The 19,465-nt window shown below is 58.1% G+C and carries 15 protein-coding genes, 1 tRNA gene and 1 pseudogene; 8 read left to right on the forward strand and 9 right to left on the reverse strand.

Annotation, left to right across the window (positions count from 1 at the left end):
- Nucleotides 1-1,238: 1,238 nt before the first annotated feature.
- Together ACWISF_RS10785 and ACWISF_RS10790 are read right to left on the reverse strand one after the other, a co-directional pair.
- Nucleotides 1,239-1,311, reverse strand: a tRNA-Glu gene (locus tag ACWISF_RS10785).
- Nucleotides 1,312-1,370: 59 nt separating this feature from the next.
- The gene (locus tag ACWISF_RS10790; RefSeq protein ID WP_448381589.1) at nt 1,371-2,423 is read right to left on the reverse strand and encodes a histidine kinase; all 1,053 of its coding nucleotides are present in this window, start codon (nt 2,421-2,423) and stop codon (nt 1,371-1,373) included.
- A gap of 111 nt (nt 2,424-2,534) precedes the next feature.
- Here ACWISF_RS10790 and metG point away from each other — a divergent pair, with 111 nt between their 5' ends.
- From metG to lptC, 3 genes are all read left to right on the forward strand, one after another.
- On the forward strand, nt 2,535-4,100 hold the full coding sequence (metG, locus tag ACWISF_RS10795; protein ID WP_448381590.1) for a methionine--tRNA ligase: 1,566 nt from the start codon (nt 2,535-2,537) through the stop codon (nt 4,098-4,100).
- Nucleotides 4,101-4,275: 175 nt separating this feature from the next.
- Nucleotides 4,276-4,863 carry a LabA-like NYN domain-containing protein gene (locus ACWISF_RS10800; protein ID WP_448381591.1) on the forward strand — a complete coding sequence of 196 codons (588 nt, stop codon included), beginning with the start codon at nt 4,276-4,278 and terminating at the stop codon, nt 4,861-4,863.
- A complete protein-coding gene (gene lptC / locus ACWISF_RS10805) occupies nt 4,841-5,743 on the forward strand; it encodes an LPS export ABC transporter periplasmic protein LptC (RefSeq protein WP_448381592.1) in 903 nt (300 codons plus the stop codon). Before ACWISF_RS10800 ends, lptC begins: the two co-directional genes overlap by 23 nt.
- Before the next feature lie 309 nt (nt 5,744-6,052).
- On the opposite strand, the gene ACWISF_RS10810 is transcribed toward lptC, so the two are convergent.
- From ACWISF_RS10810 to ACWISF_RS10825, 4 genes are all read right to left on the reverse strand, one after another.
- Complete coding sequence (locus ACWISF_RS10810) at nt 6,053-6,268, reverse strand: hypothetical protein (RefSeq protein ID WP_448381593.1); 216 nt, start codon at nt 6,266-6,268, stop codon at nt 6,053-6,055.
- Between the two features lie 149 nt (nt 6,269-6,417).
- The gene (gene iscB / locus ACWISF_RS10815; RefSeq protein WP_448381594.1) at nt 6,418-7,749 is read right to left on the reverse strand and encodes an RNA-guided endonuclease IscB; all 1,332 of its coding nucleotides are present in this window, start codon (nt 7,747-7,749) and stop codon (nt 6,418-6,420) included.
- A 347-nt stretch (nt 7,750-8,096) separates the two neighbouring features.
- Nucleotides 8,097-9,074 carry an aspartate carbamoyltransferase catalytic subunit gene (locus tag ACWISF_RS10820; protein ID WP_448381595.1) on the reverse strand — a complete coding sequence of 326 codons (978 nt, stop codon included), beginning with the start codon at nt 9,072-9,074 and terminating at the stop codon, nt 8,097-8,099.
- Entirely contained in the window at nt 9,071-9,448 is a 378-nt protein-coding gene (locus ACWISF_RS10825; RefSeq protein WP_448381596.1) for a DUF1823 family protein, read from the reverse strand. The genes ACWISF_RS10820 and ACWISF_RS10825 overlap by 4 nt, the downstream gene beginning before the upstream one ends.
- Between ACWISF_RS10825 and ACWISF_RS10830 the strand changes: the two genes are divergently transcribed.
- A complete protein-coding gene (locus tag ACWISF_RS10830; RefSeq protein ID WP_448381597.1) occupies nt 9,447-9,719 on the forward strand; it encodes a glutaredoxin family protein in 273 nt (90 codons plus the stop codon). The genes ACWISF_RS10825 and ACWISF_RS10830 overlap by 2 nt on opposite strands.
- A gap of 98 nt (nt 9,720-9,817) precedes the next feature.
- Here the strand turns inward: ACWISF_RS10830 and ACWISF_RS10835 are convergent, their stop codons facing one another.
- Entirely contained in the window at nt 9,818-10,099 is a 282-nt protein-coding gene (locus tag ACWISF_RS10835) for a hypothetical protein (protein ID WP_448381598.1), read from the reverse strand.
- 201 nt (nt 10,100-10,300) lie between these two features.
- Here ACWISF_RS10835 and ACWISF_RS10840 point away from each other — a divergent pair, with 201 nt between their 5' ends.
- The 3 genes and pseudogenes from ACWISF_RS10840 (at nt 10,301) to polA (ending at nt 16,505) form a co-directional block, all read left to right on the forward strand.
- Nucleotides 10,301-11,122: a cyanophycinase gene (locus ACWISF_RS10840; RefSeq protein ID WP_448381599.1), complete on the forward strand. Its 822-nt coding sequence runs from the start codon at nt 10,301-10,303 to the stop codon at nt 11,120-11,122.
- Between the two features lie 10 nt (nt 11,123-11,132).
- A pseudogene (gene cphA, locus ACWISF_RS10845) lies at nt 11,133-13,689 on the forward strand (cyanophycin synthetase).
- Nucleotides 13,686-16,505: a DNA polymerase I gene (polA, locus tag ACWISF_RS10850; RefSeq protein WP_448381600.1), complete on the forward strand. Its 2,820-nt coding sequence runs from the start codon at nt 13,686-13,688 to the stop codon at nt 16,503-16,505. The pseudogene cphA and the gene polA overlap by 4 nt, the downstream one beginning before the upstream one ends.
- 1 nt (nt 16,506) lies before the next feature.
- On the opposite strand, the gene ACWISF_RS10855 is transcribed toward polA, so the two are convergent.
- The gene (locus ACWISF_RS10855; RefSeq protein WP_448381601.1) at nt 16,507-17,187 is read right to left on the reverse strand and encodes a lipid-binding SYLF domain-containing protein; all 681 of its coding nucleotides are present in this window, start codon (nt 17,185-17,187) and stop codon (nt 16,507-16,509) included.
- Between the two features lie 248 nt (nt 17,188-17,435).
- On the opposite strand from ACWISF_RS10855, the gene ACWISF_RS10860 reads away from it, so the two are divergent.
- The gene (locus ACWISF_RS10860; RefSeq protein WP_448381602.1) at nt 17,436-17,744 is read left to right on the forward strand and encodes a hypothetical protein; all 309 of its coding nucleotides are present in this window, start codon (nt 17,436-17,438) and stop codon (nt 17,742-17,744) included.
- On the opposite strand, the gene ACWISF_RS10865 is transcribed toward ACWISF_RS10860, so the two are convergent.
- Complete coding sequence (locus ACWISF_RS10865; RefSeq protein ID WP_448381603.1) at nt 17,703-19,427, reverse strand: diflavin flavoprotein; 1,725 nt, start codon at nt 19,425-19,427, stop codon at nt 17,703-17,705. The two genes, ACWISF_RS10860 and ACWISF_RS10865, sit on opposite strands and share 42 nt — an antisense overlap.
- Between the last annotated feature and the right edge of the window lie 38 nt (nt 19,428-19,465).

The raw sequence follows: 19,465 nt of genomic DNA on the forward strand, positions 1-19,465 counted from the left end.
TATAGTCGTTTCACAGGAAAATGCAACACTTTGAGGCACTGGTCATCACTGTATCCCCTTCCAGGACAGGGTTTGCAGGTAAAGGCGAATGTCGCAAACTTGTTTGAAATGACTATAAATAAGAATTCGGCTTCTCAATGACAATGCTTTGTATCATGAGGCTCGATGTGCATTTTGGCCCAAACCCTCAAAGTCTTAAGATGCAACACTTCTGGATTTATACATATATAAGGAATAGTTCACGGTCACTGATGACAGCCAATAAATTGAATCGGGAAAGGAATTATTTCGATAGAATATTATGCTCTCGAACGTTGCGAGAATTAATTAAGAAGTATGGGAGAAATGGATGAGATGGGCTTGGAGTGGTTTGTCAGTCTGATTTGGGGTTGGGCGAAACGACGAGAGAATCTGGTAGCGGGTCTGCGCAAACAAGAATTTCATTGTTCTTCTGTCATTTAACGGCAGTTTAGATGCGGTGACGTTTGCGCGATAGTTAGAGCTGCACCAGCATTGACGGGACTATGGGTATTATAGTCGTTTCACAAGAAAATGCAACACTTTGAGGCACTGGTCATGGCTGTATCCCCTTCCAGGACAGGGTTTGCAGGTAAAGGCGAATGTTGCAAACTTGTTTGAAATGACTATAATTGTGGACAATGCACCGATTCATCGTCAGAAACGCAGGCGAGAATGAGCGGAAGCGGCAGGGCATATCGTATGATTTTTATGATTTTTGCCAGCTTATTCCCCAGACCTGAATGACATTGAGCATGACTTTAGCACATTAAAAAAATTGCGGATGTACGCTCCTCTGGTACCACCCTTGATGAAGCCATTCGTGATGATTGCGCAAGTTCGTGTGGCATTCTCAACCGAAATGATTATTCCTTGGCAACACTTCCCTAGCACCCTGTCCAAAATTCCTTCGCCGCCAGGGAAACAGCCATCTTTTTTACGTGACATATTGCCGTCTCATGGCTCCGCCACGCTTTGCTAACGTCCTACGGACAGAGAGCGGGCTTCAATACGCTTCCTTGGGGAGCTTCCGCAAGAACCCTCTGCGTGTCGCAGACACGGGATGTCCCACCGCGTAGCCATACCAGATTCCGGTAACGCCGTTTTGTATGGCCAACCCTATTCTACCACATGGGGGTGGCTGTATCCCGGCACTGACCTTGCAGGTACCGTGCGGGGCTTATCCACCCCCACACCCCCGCGAGCTAAGAAAGTGGAAATACCCCCAAGGGAATTCGAATCCCTGTCGCCTCCGTGAAAGGGAGGTGTCCTAGACCACTAGACGATGGGGGCATATCGCTAATCGCATTTACTACCTTAACGAATGGGGAGGGGATTTGTCAATTCCCCGGCTAGGGGCGGTACACGGGCAAGGTGAAGTGGAAACTGCTGCCCCGTCCGGGTTCCGATTCGACCCAGATGCGCCCGTAGTGCGCCTGAACAATTTGGCGACAGACCGCTAGCCCCAGACCGTAACCCGTTTGGTCCTTGCTGTTGTCTAGCCGGATATTCGGTTCAAAAATCCGTTCTTGGTCTGCCGGGGGAATGCCAGGGCCGTTGTCTGTGACCGTTACCTGTACCTTCAAGGTGGTGCTGTGGAGGGTGCTGATGTGGATGCAACCGCCGGGAGGGGTATATTTGCAGGCGTTGTCCACCAGGTTGATCAAAACCCGCCGCAGGGCATCGGGGTCGGCAAAAACCGGAGGGCAGGGAGCAGGTACGTCCACGGTGAGGGTGTGGTTGCGGCTGGTTAGTTGGGGGGTCAGTCCCTGGACGACTTGCTGGATCAATTCGGGCAGGTGCACCGCCTGGGGGTTCAACCGCAAGGCGTGTTGCTGGTTGCGGCTCACCTGCAGCAGGTTGGTAATCAGGCGGTCCAATGTCTTGACCTGATGGCGGGCCTGGTGCAGGAGTTGCGGGGCCAAATCCCAGCGGTCGGGGGTGAGTTCCAGGGTTTCTAGGGCAATGCTCACAGCGGTCAAGGGGTTGCGCAGGTCGTGGGCGAGTAATTCCAATACCTGGTCGCGAAATTGCACCTGCGCAGTCAGTTGCTGAATCGTCAATTTGGCGCGGGTGAGTTCTTCTTCCAGCCGGACAATCTGGGCTTCGGGACTCTCTGGGGAGGATTGGGGGGTTGCCGCCGCCTGCCAGCGGGGCCACCAGTATTCCAGTTGCTCTATGAGGTCGCTGCCGGCGAGAACCTGCCGGGGTTCGGGTTGGGTTTTCACCAGGGCGGGGGTAACCACCACCCGCAACCGTTCGGCCAGATAGGGTTGTTCGGTTACGTCCACCACATGCACAGACTCGGCAGCACACCCTAGGGCATACAGTCGCTCTTCCAATTGCCGCATCTGCTCCCAACTGGTGGCTTTGCTGGCGAATAGATACACCTGCACCGGGGACATAAGGTAGCGCTCGTAACCATCCCACTTATCAGGATAAAAGATGGGCCGGAGGGATGGGGGCCGCCCCGATCCGCCTATCATGGAAAATACGATGCGTGTTGGCGTGCAGGCATGGCCCGGTTTAGTCTGACTACCCCCTTGTACTACGTGAATGCCCGTCCCCACCTGGGCAGTGCCTATACCACGATGGCCGCCGATGCGCTGGCGCGGTTTGCCCGGCTGCGGGGGGATCAGGTGTTGCTGGTTACGGGTACGGACGAACACGGGCAGAAAATTCAGCGAACCGCCCAGGAGCGGGGCCTGGCCCCCCAGGTGCATTGCGACCAGATGGCGGCGGAATTCCAGGCCCTGTGGGAAAAGCTCAACATCCGCTGGCATCGGTTTAGCCGCACCACCGACCCCCGCCACGGCGTCATCGTCCAAGAGTTTTTTCAGAGGGTGTGGGCGCGGGGGGATATTTACCTGCACCAACAGCAGGGCTGGTACTGCGTCGCCTGTGAAGAATTCAAAGACGAACGGGAACTTTTGCCGGGGCGCTTTTGCCCGTTGCATCCCCAAGTGCAGGTGGAATGGCGGGATGAACCCAATTACTTTTTCCGCCTGTCTCGCTATCAGGCACAATTAGAAGCGCTTTACCAGCAGCAGCCGGATTTCATCCAACCGGAACCCCGCCGCAATGAGGTTGTGAAATTTGTGGCCCAGGGGTTGGCGGATTTTTCCATTTCCCGGCTGCATTTGGACTGGGGCTTTCCGGTGCCGGTGGACCCCAGCCACGTGATTTATGTCTGGTTTGATGCCCTGTTGGGCTATTTGACGGCCCTGCTCGAACCCGGGGAACCACCCAGTTTGGCGGCGGCGGTGCGAACCTGGTGGCCGGTGGATGTGCATCTGATTGGCAAAGATATTTTGCGGTTTCATGCGGTGTATTGGCCTGCCATGTTGCTCTCGGCGGAATTGCCCTTGCCCAAGCGCATTTTTGCCCATGGCTTTCTCACCAAAGATGGGCAGAAAATGAGCAAATCCTTGGGAAATATCCTGGACCCGTTTGACCTGGTGGCCACCTACGGCAGCGATGCCCTGCGCTATTACTTTTTGAAGGAAATTGAATTGGGAAAAGATGGGGATTTTAACGAGGAGCGGTTTGTACAAACGGTGAATGCGGATTTGGCGAACGATTTGGGCAATCTGCTCAACCGTACCCTCAAATTGGTGCACAAATACTGCGACGGGCGGGTGCCCACGATTCCTGTGCCCCAGGAGAACCCCTTGGCCGAGTACGGGCGGCATCTGGGCGAACAGGTGGCCCAGGCCTATGAGCGCTTGGCGTTGCATCAGGCCTGTAGTTTGGCCTTGGGGTTGGCGCAGCGGGCCAACAAATGGATGGATGAACAGGCGCCCTGGCAGTTGGCCAAAACCGGGGCCCAGACCCAACTGGCAGCGGTCTTGTACAGTCTGTTGGAGGCGGCGCGGTTGGCGGCCTATTTGCTTAGCCCGGTGATTCCCCAGACCAGTACCCGTATGTACCAACAGTTGGGCTATGCGGTGGATTTCGACCACGACCCCCCGTTGGCCTACGGGGAACACGGGCAGTGGGGCGCTCTGCCCCCCGGTCAAGCGGTCGCTCCCCCCGAACCTGTTTTCACCCGCCTGGGAACGGCAAAGATAATAAAATTCTAAGCTTTTGCGAGGGGGTGGAATTTCCTTGTTACATTAGGGATTAATTCCTAAGCAGAGTGTCGTGGGAGCTGTCAAACGCAATGGACTGCAACCCGGGTTTATCCATCGCCCGTCAAGGGGATACCATGGCTTTATGGTTGGCTAGCTGTTTTTTACAAGCGGTAAGGATGAGGCCATGTCTGGGGTAGAAACGAGGGGTTTGTTTACGCCGCAGCAGGTCTTGGAAAATCGGGGGCGGCTGGCGATTTTTATTGATGGGTCGAATTTGTTTTATGCGGCCTTGCAGTTGAATATTGAAATTGATTACACGAAGCTGTTGTGTTATTTGACGGCGGGTTCGCGGTTGTTGCGGGCCTTTTTTTACACCGGCGTCGATCCGACCAATGAAAAGCAGCAGGGGTTTTTGCTCTGGATGCGGCGCAATGGCTATCGGGTGGTGCACAAGGAATTGGTGCAGTTGCCGGACGGGTCGAAAAAGGCCAATTTGGATGTGGAAATTGCGGTGGATATGCTGTCGTTGGTCGGCTCGTATGACACGGCGATTTTGGTGAGTGGGGATGGGGATTTGGCCTATGCGGTGGATGCGGTCAGTTATCGGGGGGTACGGGTGGAGGTGGTAAGTTTGCGCTCCATGACCAGCGATAATTTGATCAATGTGGCCGACCGCTACATTGACCTGGAGTCCATCCGCGATGAAATCCGCAAATCCAACCGCCCAAACCCCTACCGTAACCCGCTGGATGTGGCGAATTCGGGGGAATAGGGGATGGGTGGCGCTGGCGTTGCTGGGTTTGCTGGGGTGTCGGGTGGGCGAACGACCGCTAGAGCCGGAAAACCCTAAAACGGGCACCCAACAACTGACGTTTCAGGCCCTGAATTTGCAGCAGGTCACCCCCAACGGCCAAATTCTCTGGAAATTGCAGGCACAGCAGGCGGTGGCCGACCCCCAAACCCGGCGGGTGCAGGTGCAAAAACTGGTGGGGGACATCTACGACCAAGGCCAACCCCGCTATCGGGTGGAAACGGCGCAGGCGACGGTACAGCAGCAGGGAGAAACGCTGACGATTCAGGGGGACATCCGCGCCCGTGACCTGCAGGCCAAAACCCAGATCGCCACCCAAGCCCTTCTCTGGCGACCGCAAGCCCAGGAATTGCTGCTGCAGGGCAACTTGCGCTTGCAACACCCCAACCTCGAGGCCAAGGCACAGGCGGCCACGATTTGGCTGCGGCACCATCTGGTGGCCTTGCGCCAAAAGGTGCAGGTGACCTACCGGCAACCCGCTCTGCAGATCACGGGGGAAGCCCTGGACTGGCAGTGGCAAAGGGGACAGGTTCAGGCGCCACAACCGGTGCGTATTCGCTATGTGCCCCGGCAGTGGGTGGTGCAGGCCGGGCAAGGGATTTTGGATGTGCCCAACCAGGTGCTGCAACTGAGCCAGGGGGTGCAGGCGGTCGCCCCCCAGGGGCAATTGCGGGCGCAACAGGTGGAATGGCACATCGCGGCGCAACAGGTAATTGCCGTCGGCCAGGTGGTTTACCGCCACTACGACCCCCCCCTGACGGTTACCGGCAACCGCGCCGAGGGCCATCTCGCCACCCGGCAGCTACGGGTGCACCAGGCGTCCACCCAACTGGTACCCTAGCCGAGGCACAGTTGTGCCACCGCTGCCTGTTTGGCCCGTTCATCCCGCCGGTCATCGCGCCCTGTGGTCTGCACCTGGGCGTGACCTGCCAATTTTTGCACGGTCGCCACATCCACCCCCGCATCCAACAGGTTGGAGATATAGTCATTTCAAACAAGTTTGCAACATTCGCCTTTACCTGCAAACCCTGTCCTGGAAGGGGATACAGCCATGACCAGTGCCTCAAAGTGTTGCATTTTCTTGTGAAAAGACTATAAAGGTGCGGCGCCTGCTGGGTTAAAACCCGCACCACCACCTGTCTCCGGCGATTCACCGGGCCCAGGAGCGCCCCTGCCGGCGTCCCTCGCCACCACCGGTCCGCCCCCGGCGGTAAACCCAGCGTTCCTTGTTTCCCTTGCCCGCCCGCAGCCGGTTTTCCGTCGGTTCGTAGTCCGACAATTGCAAAGCCACCACCTCGGCCCGCCGCAACCCCACCAAGGCTCCGTCCTGCGCCCCGGCAGGGCTGTTTTCCCGTTGAACAACCACTAACCTGGCCTGGGACAGGGGCAACCACCGCACCTATGGGCATCGGCATAACCACCACCTGACCTACCCAGGGGGTCATCAAAACTGGCGCGGGAGACCCCGCCCTAAGGACTCCGTCCTTCAGGGCGGGGAGGGACAGCGCTTTCCGCCTAATGCTCCCGCGGCTCCTCTTTTGCCGTCCCACGAAATGGTTCGACATGATACCGGTATCCATCTGCACGTTGGAGCAGGCGGCAATACCGATAGGAAACTCCCTGAACAGTCTTGTTTATCGTTTGGATATTAAAGCTCCCGGAAGCTCTTACGGCCACACGGCCAATATACGTTCCGGCGTTCTTGCCGTTGGAAACATCAGCCAGAACAAGGTCTCCGGTGCGAAAACCTTTGACGTTCTTCGTTCTGATGAGATAACCACGGGGAAAACCAAACTTGTCGAGCCTCACACGCTGATAGCTTCCACGTCCCATTGCATGAATGTACAGAACTGGAACCGCCCATCCGGTGACGGATTCAACTTCGCCGACACACACGGCATCCAGCGCGTGGGTTTTCGGTATCCCCAGACGGGTACGGTTCCATTTTGTCCGTCCCGCCGTAGCGACTTCGACGGGCACGTTCAACACCCGAAGTTCCCACAACAAGGCCCATCTCGTGCTGTTGACCGCTGCGGCATCCCGAAGCGGAGCCTTGAGTTGCGCCAGGAAGCTTTTGAGGCGCTCCGGATTACGACGAAGAAACTCTTCGACGGGCCTGTTGCCTTTGGCCTGGTTACACGGGCGGCAGGAAAGAACCAGGTTTGAAACCCGATCACTCCCCCCAATGGATTTGGGAATCACGTGATCAATCTCCAGAGGCACATTCTGCGCACCACAATAAGCACAGGTTCGGTTCCACTTCTCCAGCAGGTATTCCCGCACCTCGTAGCCAAACAGCGTTCCCCGCTGGTACTCCACTCCCGATACTTTCGGGTTCTGCAAAGCCTGCGTGTCGAAGCGAACCAGCTCCTGGCTGACACCGGAAATCGGAGCCCACCGGCTGAGCCTGCAAACCCATGTGCCTGTCGTCTCAACGCGGTGCCGAAGAGACGGGGCAAGCCAGCCGTTCGGCCTCCTCCGGTTGTTGAAACGCGCCGGGCGATACCGAAGGTTTGCTGTGCGTCTTCTCCGCCGAAACGCCCGCCGCTGCGTCAACGCATCCCGAATAGCCTGACCACGATGATGAAGCTCAGCAAGCCACAGGACATGCTGCGCGCCTCCCCTTTCTCCCCGGACCAAAGCCATTCCCGTAACTTTGCTTCCGGGATCGAGCTTGAGACGAACCGGCTGGAAGCTGGATTCTTCAGCCGTCCGGTCCACCAGGCGAATGGTGAACGGAATGAGTCGATGCACCCGTGCCCTTCCACGTTCCAGCAAAAGCCTGGCCCGCTTTTCCGAGCAGGGCATCAGCGGCTTTTTGCGTTTGTCCAAAACGAATACCGCCATTCCAAAACTTCTTTGCCCTTACGGGCCTCGTGACGGGGCCATCTGGCCCGCTCCCCTCGGGGATGTCGGCAACCGGCTCCTGCCTTACGGCAGCGGAATCGGCCTTCGGCGCTTTACCTTTCACCATCATGACCGATCCCTTCCAGGGTCCGGAACTGAGGAAGCATCCCGGAGTGGGTCTTGACGACCTGTTGCCGACGTAGCGGATTGGTTACCGCTCCCCCTGGTCAACCAAGCTTAGGTTCCCCCAAGCTCCGCCCTAAGGACTCCGTCCCGCTAGCGCGAACAGGGCGGGGTAGTTGACTAGCAGTTACTCTATCGCAGAGGCAGGGCAGCCACCTCCCGGATTAGGCCGACAGTTTTGCCGTACTTAATAAATACAAAACCGCCATGCGCACCGCCACCCCATTACCTACCTGTTGGGACACCAGGCTTACTTCCGGGTCATCCATCAGGTCCGACGTCAGTTCCACCCCGCGATTGACTGGCCCTGGGTGCAGAATTTTGACCCCCGGCTGGCAGAGCGCCAACCGTTCCCGTGTCAGGCCGTACTCCCGGTGGTACTCCCGCAGACTGGGGAGAAAATGCTGGTCCATCCGCTCGGTCTGGAGGCGCAACGCCATGACAAAATGGGCGTCTTGCAAGGCAGGCGCCAACTGCCAATGCACCTGTACGCCCAAGCTTTGCCAGGCCAGGGGCACCAAAGTTGGCGGGCCAGCCAGATGCACTTCCGCCCCGGCAGCCCGCAGGCTATAGAGGTTGGAGCGGGCGACCCGCGAATGGAGAATATCCCCCACAATCGCAACTTTGCAGCCTTGCAAACTGGTGAGACTGGGCTGGTGCGGGTTGCGCTGGCAGCACAACGTAAATAAATCCAGCAGGGCTTGGGTGGGGTGTTCGTGTTGCCCATCCCCGGCGTTGATCACCCCGACGCCCGCGCCTAGGCGGTCGCACTCCTGGGCGATTTGGTGGGGCACACCGCTGGCGGCATGGCGAATGACCAGCAGATTGGTGTGCATGGCCAGCAGGGTTTTGGCCGTATCCAAAATGGTTTCGCCCTTGTTCAAAGCCGAGGTGCCGGGGGAAAAATTCAACGTGTCCGCCGACAGGCGTTTGGCAGCCAGTTCAAAGCTGTTGCGGGTGCGGGTCGAGGCCTCAAAAAAGAGCAGTGCCACCACCCGGCCTTGCAAGGTGGGGACTTTTGGGGTCGGGCGGCGCAACACCTCGGCAAAACTGGCGCTGGTTTGCAGGATGATTTCATACTCCCAAGGCGCCAAATCCCGCAGCGAGAGCAAATGCCGCCGTTGCCATTGGTGGGGCGTCATGGGTGTTGGCGGCGGATATGGAGCAACCAATTGACAATCGTGGCGCGGCGGGTGCGCTCTGGGGTGAGTTCGTCCACCCGATAACCGGGGAACCCCAGTTCCGCTTTGAGCAGTTGTTTGTCGGCCGGGGGAATACTGCGGGTCAGGTGCACGATTGCCGCCCGGTCCTGGATAAAATCAGGGGGGGTGGGAAACCGCTCGCGCCAAGGGGCAGCCACCCGCTCGGTGCGCCAGGTCTGCTGTACCGGGTCGTATTCATACCCCAGATACGCCCAAACCAATTCGTTGACCGCCGCAGCCGGGAGCCGCTCCTGCAGAATGTCCCACAACAGCGCATCCGTTAAGGCTGTGTCCTTCCCCATGAACCAGGCCATGCCCCTGCCTCACCTCGTGCTTTATGGTAAACCGGGTTGTCACCTCTGTGCCGGGTTGCGCGAGAAACTTGCTGCCATTGCCCCAGGCAGGTTCACCCTGGAGGAGCGGGACATCACCACCGACCCCCAGTGGTGGCAGCAGTACCAGTACGAAATTCCCGTGTTGACCCTGGTGCAGGGGGACCGGGAAATCCCTTTGCCCCGCTTGTCCCCGCGCCTATCGGTGGACCAGTGCCGTCATTACTTGACCGCTTGGTTGCAGGGATATTGAGCCAACGTTGACACTCCCACCGCCTGAAGTCAGGGGATTCTTACGCAGTCCACAAACGGACCCACAAAGGCGCTGTCAAGACGCTCCTACGCAGTTCCTTAAGGTTCTGCTTGCGGTCCAACCGCACCGCCACCCGCCGGGTCTGCCCATTGGCCCCCCTGGTCCCGACAGCCCACCCGCAACGACCTATCCGCCCGCGCCACTTCCTGCCGCCGGGCCAACGGACCGGGACTGATGCGGACCACCTTGGCTCCTAACGCCTCAAATTCCGGCAAATGGGTCTGAATCTGGCGGCCAGTTTCCCGGCAGGCAGTCGCTGGCACAAAGGGCAGCACAAATAAAGGCGCCGCTTCCCAGGGGGCAATACCCCTCAACACCACAGGTTCCCTTGCGCTAACCCCTGCCCGCGCCGCTACCCTGTGACCTGAGGTTCGTTGCCTGGAGCGTCGTAGGACCATACCACGACAAGCAAGTATAAATACTCAAACAGCATCATAAAATACCATCTGGGAGAACCGTTATGATATGAACTATTGTGATTAAGTAAACATAAAACTTTTGGAGAGCGGACCGGCGGCGACATGGAGCGAGCCTCAACCTTGGTAATTGGTGGTGCGGAGGACAAAGTTAACGGCCTAGAAATTTTGCAGACCTTTTGGCGGCGGGCGGGGGGCAGGGATGCCCGTTTGGGAATTATCCCGGCGGCCTCTGGGGAACCGGCGATCATCGGTGGCATCTACCGGCGGTTGTTTGAGAATTTGGGCTGCAAGTCGGTACAGGTGTTGGATGTGCGGGAGCGAGAACAGAGCGAGCACCCCAGTTGGTTGTCGCGGTTGCAGGACATGACGGGGGTTTTTTTGACCGGGGGGGACCAACTGCGTTTGGCGACGCTGTTAGCGGATTCGGCCCTGTTGGAGGCGTTGCATTTCTATTGGGAACGGGGGCAGTTGACGCTGGCGGGCACCAGTGCGGGAGCGGCAGCAATGGGGTATCACATGATTGCCGGGGGCGGGAACGGGGAATATCCCCATCCGGCCTTGGTGAATATGGCGTGGGGGTTGGGATTTTTGCCGGGCGTGATCGTGGACCAGCACTTCCACAATCGCAACCGGGTGGCGCGGCTATTTAGCGCGGTGGTGATGCACCCGGAATGTCTGGGCGTGGGGGTGGATGAGGACACCTGTGCCGTGTTTGAACCGACGGGGGAATTGCAGGTGGTGGGGCGAGGGACGGTGATGATTCTGGATGCCCAGGAGGCTTCTTCGTTTTGTGAACCGCAACCCCACAGTACCGCCCCGATCAGCGCGCACAATTTACGGGTGCATCTCCTGCGGCGGGGGGACCGGTTTGATGTGGAACGTCGGCGGGTTTTGCCCCCGGTATGGCACCATTGTCCTGCTTGAGGAACCTGGGGTGGAAATTTTACGCATTTTGACCTTGACCGGGCCGAACTACTGGAGCGTGGAACGCCCCAAATTGATGGTCCTGCGCTTGGATTTGGGGGCGTGGGCGGGGGTGAAAACCTAGGATATACCGGAGTTCCATGTCCGTCTGACCCGATTACTGCCGGGGTTGGAGTCCCACTATTGCATTCCGGGGCACTGGGGCGGGTTTTTGGAGGAAGTGGCGCGGGGCACGTCCTTGGCCCATGTGGTGGAACACGTTGCCCTGGAATTGCAGTACATTGCTGGCATGGATGTGAGTTTTAGCCGCACCCAGTGGACGAGTACGCCGGGGGTGGCGCTGGTGGTGTATGAGTACGAGCAGGCGGAAGCGGGACGGGTGGCGGTGCGGTTGGTGCGGACCTTGGCGCAGGGGGAGGACTATCCGCTAGAGGAGTTGATCGCCGATTTGGGGGAATTGCGGCAGAGGAGGCGGCGTTGGGGCCGAGTACGGAAGCCATTGTGCGCGAATGCGAGCGGCGGGGAATTCCCTGGCAGGAACGGGCGCTGGGGATGATTCAGTTTGGCTATGGCTGTTACCAACGGCGGATTCAGGCCACCCAGACGGATATGACGAGCATTTTGGGGGTGGAGTTGGCCGGGGACAAAGAGGGCACCAAACGGATGCTGGCGGAAGCGGGGATTCCGGTGCCGCGGGGCAGGGTGATCCGCCGGGAAGAGGACTTGGCCGAGGCGATCCAGGAGGTGGGGGGTATCCGGTGGTGGTCAAGCCTCTGGATGGGAACCATGGCCGGGGGATTACCCTGGATATTCATACCCTGGCGCAGGCGCAGGTGGCCTACGACCTGGCGATGGCCGAGTCGCGGGCAGGGCGGGTGATTGTGGAGCGGTTCCACCAGGGGCACGACCATCGGATTTTGGTGATCAAGGGGCGGGTGGTGGCAGTGGCGCAACGGGTGCCTGCCCATGTGACAGGAGATGGGATTCATACGATTGCCGAGTTAGTAGCCCAGGTCAATCGGGACCCGCAACGGGGGGAAGGGCATGACAATGTCTTGACGAAGATTGTTTGGGATGAGACGACGGAACAGGTTTTGGGACGGTGTTGCGCCGGGGGGAGGTGGCCTATCTCAAACGCACGGCCAATTTGAGCACCGGGGGCACGGCAGTCGATTGTACGGATGAGATTCACCCGGAAAATGCCTGGTTGGCGGTGCGGGCGGCGGCGGCGGTGGGCTTGGACATTGCCGGGATTGATGTGGTGACGACGGACATTCGCCAACCGTTGCGGCAGACGGACGGGGTGGTGGTGGAGGTGAATGCGGCGCCGGGGTTGCGGATGCATTACCGTCCCAGCCAGGGTTTGGCCCGGAATGTGGCCGCGCCGGTGGTGGATGCCCTGTTTCCGCCGGGGGTGCCCTACCGGATTCCCATCATTGCCATTACCGGGACCAACGGCAAAACCACGACCACGCGGTTGACGGCTCATTTGGTTAAGCAGACGGGAAAGGTGGTGGGATTTACCACAACGGATGGGACGTATGTGGGGGATTATCTGGTGGAGCCGGGGGACAATACGGGGCCGCAGAGTGCCCGGTTGGTGTTGAACGACCCGTTGGTGGAGGTGGCGGTTCTCGAGTGTGCGCGGGGGGGATTTTGCGGTCGGGGTTGGCGTTTCGCGAGTGTGATGTGGGGGTGGTGTTGAACGTGGCCGCCGACCATTTGGGCAGTTACGACATTGATACGCTAGACCAGATGGCGAAGGTGAAAGGGGTGATTGCCGAGGTGGTGCGTCCGGGGGGCACGGTGGTGTTGAATGCGGACGATGAGCGGGTAGCGGCGATGGCTCAGTATTCTCGCGGGCGGGCGGCCTATTTTTCCCTGCGGGCGGATCATCCGCTGATTGCGGCGCACCGGCGGCGGTGTACGACCAGGGGGATTTGTGGCTCTACGATGGGGAGTGGACTTTACGCATCCTGCGGGCGGCGGAGGTGCCGTTGACGTTGGGGGGGCGCGTGCCGTTTGTGATTGCCAATGCGTTGGCGGCGTTTGCCCTGGGGGTGCCGTTGGACCTGATTCGCCAGGGGTTGCGCAGTTTTGCGGCTTCGGTGCAGCAGACGCCGGGGCGGATGAATTTGATTCCGGTGGGGTCTTTTCATGTGCTGGTGGATTACGCCCACAACCCGCATGGGTACGCGGCGGTGGCGGATTTTGTCCGCTCTTGGCATGAGGGGTTACGCATCGGGGTCATTGGCGGCCCTGGGGACCGGCGGGACGAGGATTTGGTGGCGTTGGGGGCAATTGCCGGGCAGGTGTTTGATTGGGTGATTATTAAGGAAGATGACGACCGGCGGGGACGGGCCTTGGGGGAAGCCGCGGAACTGATCCGCACGGGTGTGACCCAAGCGGGGAGTGCGTGTCGCTGGGAGGTGATTTTGGATGAAACGACGGCGATTCGCACGGCGCTGAGCAAGGCACCGGCGGGAAGTTTGGTGGTGGTGTTTCCCGAAAAGGTCAAACGGGCGCTAGAATTGCTGCAGGCTCATGGGCAGTCTGGCCCACCATGACTTCCCCTCACCTTCTGTTGGTTGACGGTCATTCCCTGGCATTTCGGGCCTACTATGCCTTTGCCAGGGGACGGGAAGGGGGCTTGCGTACCAAAACGGGCATTCCCACCAGTGTTACCTACGGGTTTTTGAAGGCGGTTTTTGAAGTTTTAGACCAGTACGCCTTTACCCATTTGGCGGTGGCGTTGGACCGGGGCGAACCCACCTTTCGCCATGCGGCAGATGGGGATTACAAAGCCGGGCGGCTGGAAACACCGGCGGATTTTCAGGTGGATATGGCCAATTTGGTCGAATTGTTGGCCGCTTTGCATATTGCCGTGGTGACGGCCCCGGGTTACGAAGCGGATGATGTGTTGGGGACGTTGGCCAAACAGGCGGCGGACGATGGTTTGCCGGTGAAAATTCTCTCTGGGGATCAGGATTTGTTTCAGTTGGTCAATGAGCGGGTTCATGTTTTACATCTGAATTCCCAAACCGGTCGGCCTGTGGAAGTTACTCCGGCAACGGTGGTGGCGAAATTGGGCATTACGCCGGCGCAAGTTGTGGATTATAAGGCCCTGTGCGGCGACAGTTCGGACAACATTCCGGGGGTGCGGGGGATTGGGCCAAAAACAGCAGTGGCCCTGCTTCAGCAATATGCCACTTTGGATGAACTTTATGCCCATGTGGACGAGTTACCCAAAGCCCAAAGACAGAAACTTTTAGAGGGCAAAACTGCGGCCTATCATTCCCAATTCATGGCGCGCATTTGTCAGGATGTGCCCCTGGATGTTCACTGGTCAGACTGCCGTTTGGTGGGGTTTGATATTGCCAGAGTGATGCCCCTGTTGACCGCCCTGGAATTGCAATCGTTTCAGCGCCAGATTGATCAACTTTATGTGCGTCTGGGTGGGGTTGCCTCTGGGGCAGAGGATGAGGCGTTGGCCTTTTTTACGGCGGCAGATACCGCATCGGCGCCCAAGGCAACTCCCCCGTTTCACGTGCAGATTATTTCCACCCTTGCCCAATTGGAACAACTGGTCGATTCCCTGCACAATTGCACCCAAACCCCCGTTGCCTGGGATACGGAAACCACTGCGCTTGACCCTAGGGATGCCCAACTGGTGGGGATTGGCTGTTGTTGGGACAAAGAACAGGTGGCCTATATTCCGGTGGGGCATCGCCAGGGTGAACAACTCCCTGTAGAAGTGGTGTTGACCCACCTCAAACCCATTTTGGAAAATCCGGCGGCCCCCAAGGTGTTTCAAAATACGAAGTTCGACCGGAATATCTTGTGGGCGCAGGGCATTTGTTTGCAGGGAGTGGTGTTTGATACGTTGTTGGCCAGTTATGTTCTTGACCCGGAAGGAAGCCATAATCTGGGGGATTTAAGTGCGAAATATCTGGGCATCCAAGCGACTTCCTATCAGGATTTGGTGCCCAAGGGGCAGACGATTGCCGATGTACCCATTCCCCTGGTTGCCAACTATTGCGGCATGGATGTTTACAGCGTATTTCATCTTACGCCCATCCTCCAGAAAGAACTGGCCAATATCCCCGAATTAGAACGTGTTTTTTATGAAATCGAACTGCCATTGGAACCGGTTTTGGCGGCGATGGAATACCGGGGGATTCGTTTGGATTTGGCCTTTCTTCAACAGCTTGCCCAGGAATTTGACCAAGCCTTGCACAATTTGGAATCGCAAGCGCAGGCGTTGGTGGGACAGCCATGCAATCTCAATTCTCCCAAACAACTGAGCACCTTGCTTTTTGAAACATTAGGTTTGGACAAAAAAAAGAGTCGCAAAACGCAAGCGGGTTACGCTACGGATGCGGCCACATTGGAAAAACTCAGAGGGGATCATCCGGTAATTGATGTGCTTTTGGAACACCGCACCTTGGCAAAACTCAAATCTACCTATGTGGATGCGTTGGCCGCTTTGTGCCGTCCCGATACCGGGCGGGTGCATACAGATTTCAACCAGACAGCGACGGCGACGGGGCGTTTATCTTCTTCGCATCCCAACTTGCAAAACATTCCTGTTCGCACCGAATTGGGCCGGCAAATTCGCCGGGCGTTTATTCCTGAAGCAGGGTGGTGGTTGGTTGCGGCAGATTACTCGCAAATTGAGTTGCGGATTTTGGCCCATTTGAGCCAGGAAACGGTATTGCTTGAGGCGTTTCAACGGGGGGAAGATATTCACCAGATCACGGCGCAATTGTTGTTTGAGAAAGAGGCGATTACCCCCGAAGAACGGCGCTTGGCCAAAGTGATTAATTACGGGGTGATCTATGGCATGGGACCCCAGCGTTTTATGCGGGAAGCGGGGGTTTCCTTTGCCGAAGCGAAATCATTTATTGAGCGGTTTAACCGGCGCTATCCGGCGGTATTTGCTTACTTACAAAATACGGAACGCCAGGCCATTGTCCAGGGTTATGTGGCCACCATCACCGGGCGACGGCGGTATTTCCATTTCACCAGTCCCCTCTTGCAACAATTGCGGGGGAAGACGTTAGCCGAAGTGGATTGGGAGATGGTGCAAAAACACATCAACCCGGTGGATGCAGGGCGGTTGCGGGCGGCAGCCAATGCCCCGATTCAAGGTTCCAGCGCCGACATTATCAAAATAGCCATGATTCGCATCCACCAACTCTTGGCCAACTATCAAGCCCGTTTATTGTTACAGGTGCATGACGAGTTGGTATTTGAAATTCCCCCCGATGAATGGCCACCCTTGCAGGTCCAAATCCCGCAGGTCATGGCACAGGCTGTTTCCCTGAGCGTGCCTTTGGCCGTGGCGATGCACCGGGGCGCGAATTGGCAGGAAGCGAAATAGGTTATTGCATGGCGCGGTTCAAGGTTTGGTGCAGGCGCTCCACCACCGGCACGACCGGAAGGCTGGGATCGTTGAACACGGTTTGGGCAGTCAGAGGCGAGCGTCCGTAAAATTCTTCCGTGCGCTCCCGGTCATAGGCAATTTTATTCCCCGCCAGGCTCACCCCGGCAAACAGACCGGCGCTGCGGGAGTAGGCAAAAATGTCCGTATTGCCCGGTGCATCTGTGGGCATGACCGCATGGCCCCCTACCGGCCCGGCGGCGACGCCCACATCCCCGCCCAAATTAAACGACTGGCGCAAAACGGTACGCACGGCCCGTTGGTTCATAAATACCAGCACAATATCCGAGGATTTGGCGCCCACTTGCAGCCCCACACTGCCCCCGGAAAGGGTGACAAAAATGGGGTTGCTCCAGCGGCCTTTTTCATCTTTGACCGTGAGAATCCCAGCGCCCCCGGTGCCGCCAAAAATAAAGCCGGCGGTGGTGACATTCGGGATAATGGCAATTCCCTGGGCGCGGCGGAGGACGCTGTTGGGAATCCGTTGGTTGGGGTTGGCCATGAATGAGGCAAAGGTATCAATGGCGTTTTGAATCTGTTCTTCCCCGTCTTGGGCATAGGCCGGTACCGCCACCGTGACCACAACGGCAGGGAGCAAGCCTGCAACTAGGGCGTAACGCATTCCCTTCACTCCTTAACTCCGGTTGGCAGATGCACGCTTCTTATGACAGCAGCACTCCCTGTTGAGGTTCCCTGGCCCTAACCCCTTGGCAGTGGCGAGCAGCGTTATAGCTAGGTAGGTTAAGGTTGTCGCCTGAAGATTCATGGCTACGCCCAGCGACCCATATCATGTCAACCTTTGTATGCTTAGCTATAATTCTTGGTCCAAGGCAAACATCGCGCTGGCTTTGCTGGTCCAACTCCCGCCCGATGTGCTCCACCGGCAATGGGCCGGGCTGTTTCAACCCCGCTGCTTGGCCGTTTGTGATCACCACTGTGGGGGTCACCGACCTGGCCCAGCCCATCCCCAATAACCCCAAGGCGTCACCTTCGCCGGCGGAGTGGGAAGCACCGGCCCTGACCGGCTTGGCGCGGCAAGGCAATGTCCTTAACCCCGCCTTGAAACACCGACTCCATCGGGCCCCCGCATCGTCACCGGCTACGGCGGGCAGTTTCTGGGCAGCGACCCCAGACCCCTTAGTAATGGTTGCCGACCTTGCGGTGATGTACGGCGGTTAACCCATCCGGTTTGGCCACCCGTCCCGTGTCCACCGTCGCGTACACAATCCAGTGATCCGAACATTCCATCCGGCTGGCCACCGTGCATTCGAGGTAAGCCAGGGCTTCGGTCAAAATCGGCGACCCATTGCTGGCCGGTTGGGTTTTCACCCCGGCAAACCGGTCTTCCCCCGGCGCAAACCGCTTCAAAAAGTGTTTCATCAGGTGTTGGTAATGGCCCGCCTCCAGCACATTCAACACGAACTTGTCCCCCACCTGCATCAGCGCTTCAATCGCCCGGTCTTTAGCGACGGCAATCGTCAGACCCAAGGGCTGAAAACTGGCCTGCGCCACCCAACTGGCCAACATCGCTCCGCTGCGTTCTCCTTGACGGGCCGTGACAATGTACAGACCGCCGCTTAGGCGCCCCAAGGCCCGGTCCAGGTCGCTGTCTAGGGATTTCATCTGTTGGATGGTGCGGTCCCGGTTCACCCATTGCCCCAAATCCGTGCCCGCTTCCTCCGCACGTTGATACACCGCAGGCGTGGGTTCCCCGTCCCAGCGCAGGGGTGGAAAGGCCTCGCCTAACCCCAAATCCCGAAACTTCGCCGCCAGGAAATGGATAGACTCATCCTCCCCGCCCCCCGATTCAAACAAACCCACCCGCTGCTTGGCCTGCACCGAACCCAAAATCGTGCCGATCACCGCCTGGATATGGGGGGCAAAATCCCCGCGCACCGGCGGCATCCCCACCACCAACCCCTGACTGCGCTCGACCAACTCCCGCACCTCTTGCAGGTCCGCCGACTTCATATCCACCATCTCCACCGTCGCCCCCGCCTTGGTCACCCCGTGGGCAATCGCCTGGGAGAGCCGGTCGCTGTCGCCATAGTCAGCAATATAAAAAATGGCCACCGTGCGCTCCGGTTGCCCCTGATTTTGACTCCAATCCCGGTAGCGGCTCAGCCAATCGGGAATGTGATGGCGCAACAACGGCCCATGCCCTGTGGCGACCAACCGCGGCTGTCCCACCGCCGCCAAGCGCTGCAACGCCGCCAACACCGACCGGGCATTGGGAGCCATCAAACAGTCGTAGTAGTAACGGAAATCCGCCTCAATTTCCGTCAGGGATTCGTCGTAGAGCGTCTCCCGGCAATAGTGCATCCCAAACACATCACAGGTAAACAGAATCTGGGTGGCATGGTCCCAGGTGAGAATGGTGTCCGGCCAGTGCAAATTGGGGGCGCTGATAAATTCCAACACATGCCCCCGCCCCAAATCCAAACGGTCCCCCTGCTTGACCACTTGCCGCTGGTACGAACAATGCACCAGGTGGTCCAAAAATTGCAACGCCACCTTGGAACCCACCACCGTCACCTGGGGCGCCAAGGCCAAAATATCCCGCACCAAACCGCTGTGATCCGGCTCCGTATGGCTAATGATCAAATAATCCAGCTGGCGCAGGTCCACCAATTCCTGCAGGCGGGGTAGATACAAATCCCGAAACTTGGCATGGGACGTATCCACCAACGCGGTTTTTTCCCCCTGAATCAAAAACGAATTATAGGTTGTGCCGTTTTGTAACCCAAATTCAATATCAAACCGGTCGCGATCCCAATCCAAAGACCGAATGGCCGTCGTATCCAAACCAATGGCTTCTACCTGTAACGTTAACCGTTTGGGCGCTGTGACCGTCGCAACCATAGGCCCCCCCGTTTATTCACATTTCTTAATTAATCCTT

This window comes from Gloeomargarita sp., from assembly GCF_053491055.1.

Excerpts from the sequence above, each read along its gene's own strand:
- ACWISF_RS10825 (WP_448381596.1), bottom strand. The coding sequence starts at position 9,448 with ATGGCCTGGTTCATGGGGAAGGACACAGCCTTAACGGATGCGCTGTTG.
- ACWISF_RS10865 (WP_448381603.1), bottom strand. The coding sequence starts at position 19,427 with ATGGTTGCGACGGTCACAGCGCCCAAACGGTTAACGTTACAGGTAGAA.
- lptC (WP_448381592.1), top strand. The coding sequence starts at position 4,841 with ATGTGGCGAATTCGGGGGAATAGGGGATGGGTGGCGCTGGCGTTGCTG.
- metG (WP_448381590.1), top strand. The coding sequence starts at position 2,535 with ATGGCCCGGTTTAGTCTGACTACCCCCTTGTACTACGTGAATGCCCGT.
- polA (WP_448381600.1), top strand. The coding sequence starts at position 13,686 with ATGACTTCCCCTCACCTTCTGTTGGTTGACGGTCATTCCCTGGCATTT.
- ACWISF_RS10855 (WP_448381601.1), bottom strand. The coding sequence starts at position 17,187 with ATGCGTTACGCCCTAGTTGCAGGCTTGCTCCCTGCCGTTGTGGTCACG.
- ACWISF_RS10840 (WP_448381599.1), top strand. The coding sequence starts at position 10,301 with ATGGAGCGAGCCTCAACCTTGGTAATTGGTGGTGCGGAGGACAAAGTT.
- ACWISF_RS10830 (WP_448381597.1), top strand. The coding sequence starts at position 9,447 with ATGCCCCTGCCTCACCTCGTGCTTTATGGTAAACCGGGTTGTCACCTC.
- ACWISF_RS10800 (WP_448381591.1), top strand. The coding sequence starts at position 4,276 with ATGTCTGGGGTAGAAACGAGGGGTTTGTTTACGCCGCAGCAGGTCTTG.
- ACWISF_RS10820 (WP_448381595.1), bottom strand. The coding sequence starts at position 9,074 with ATGACGCCCCACCAATGGCAACGGCGGCATTTGCTCTCGCTGCGGGAT.
- ACWISF_RS10790 (WP_448381589.1), bottom strand. The coding sequence starts at position 2,423 with ATGTCCCCGGTGCAGGTGTATCTATTCGCCAGCAAAGCCACCAGTTGG.
- iscB (WP_448381594.1), bottom strand. The coding sequence starts at position 7,749 with ATGGCGGTATTCGTTTTGGACAAACGCAAAAAGCCGCTGATGCCCTGC.
- ACWISF_RS10860 (WP_448381602.1), top strand. The coding sequence starts at position 17,436 with ATGTGCTCCACCGGCAATGGGCCGGGCTGTTTCAACCCCGCTGCTTGG.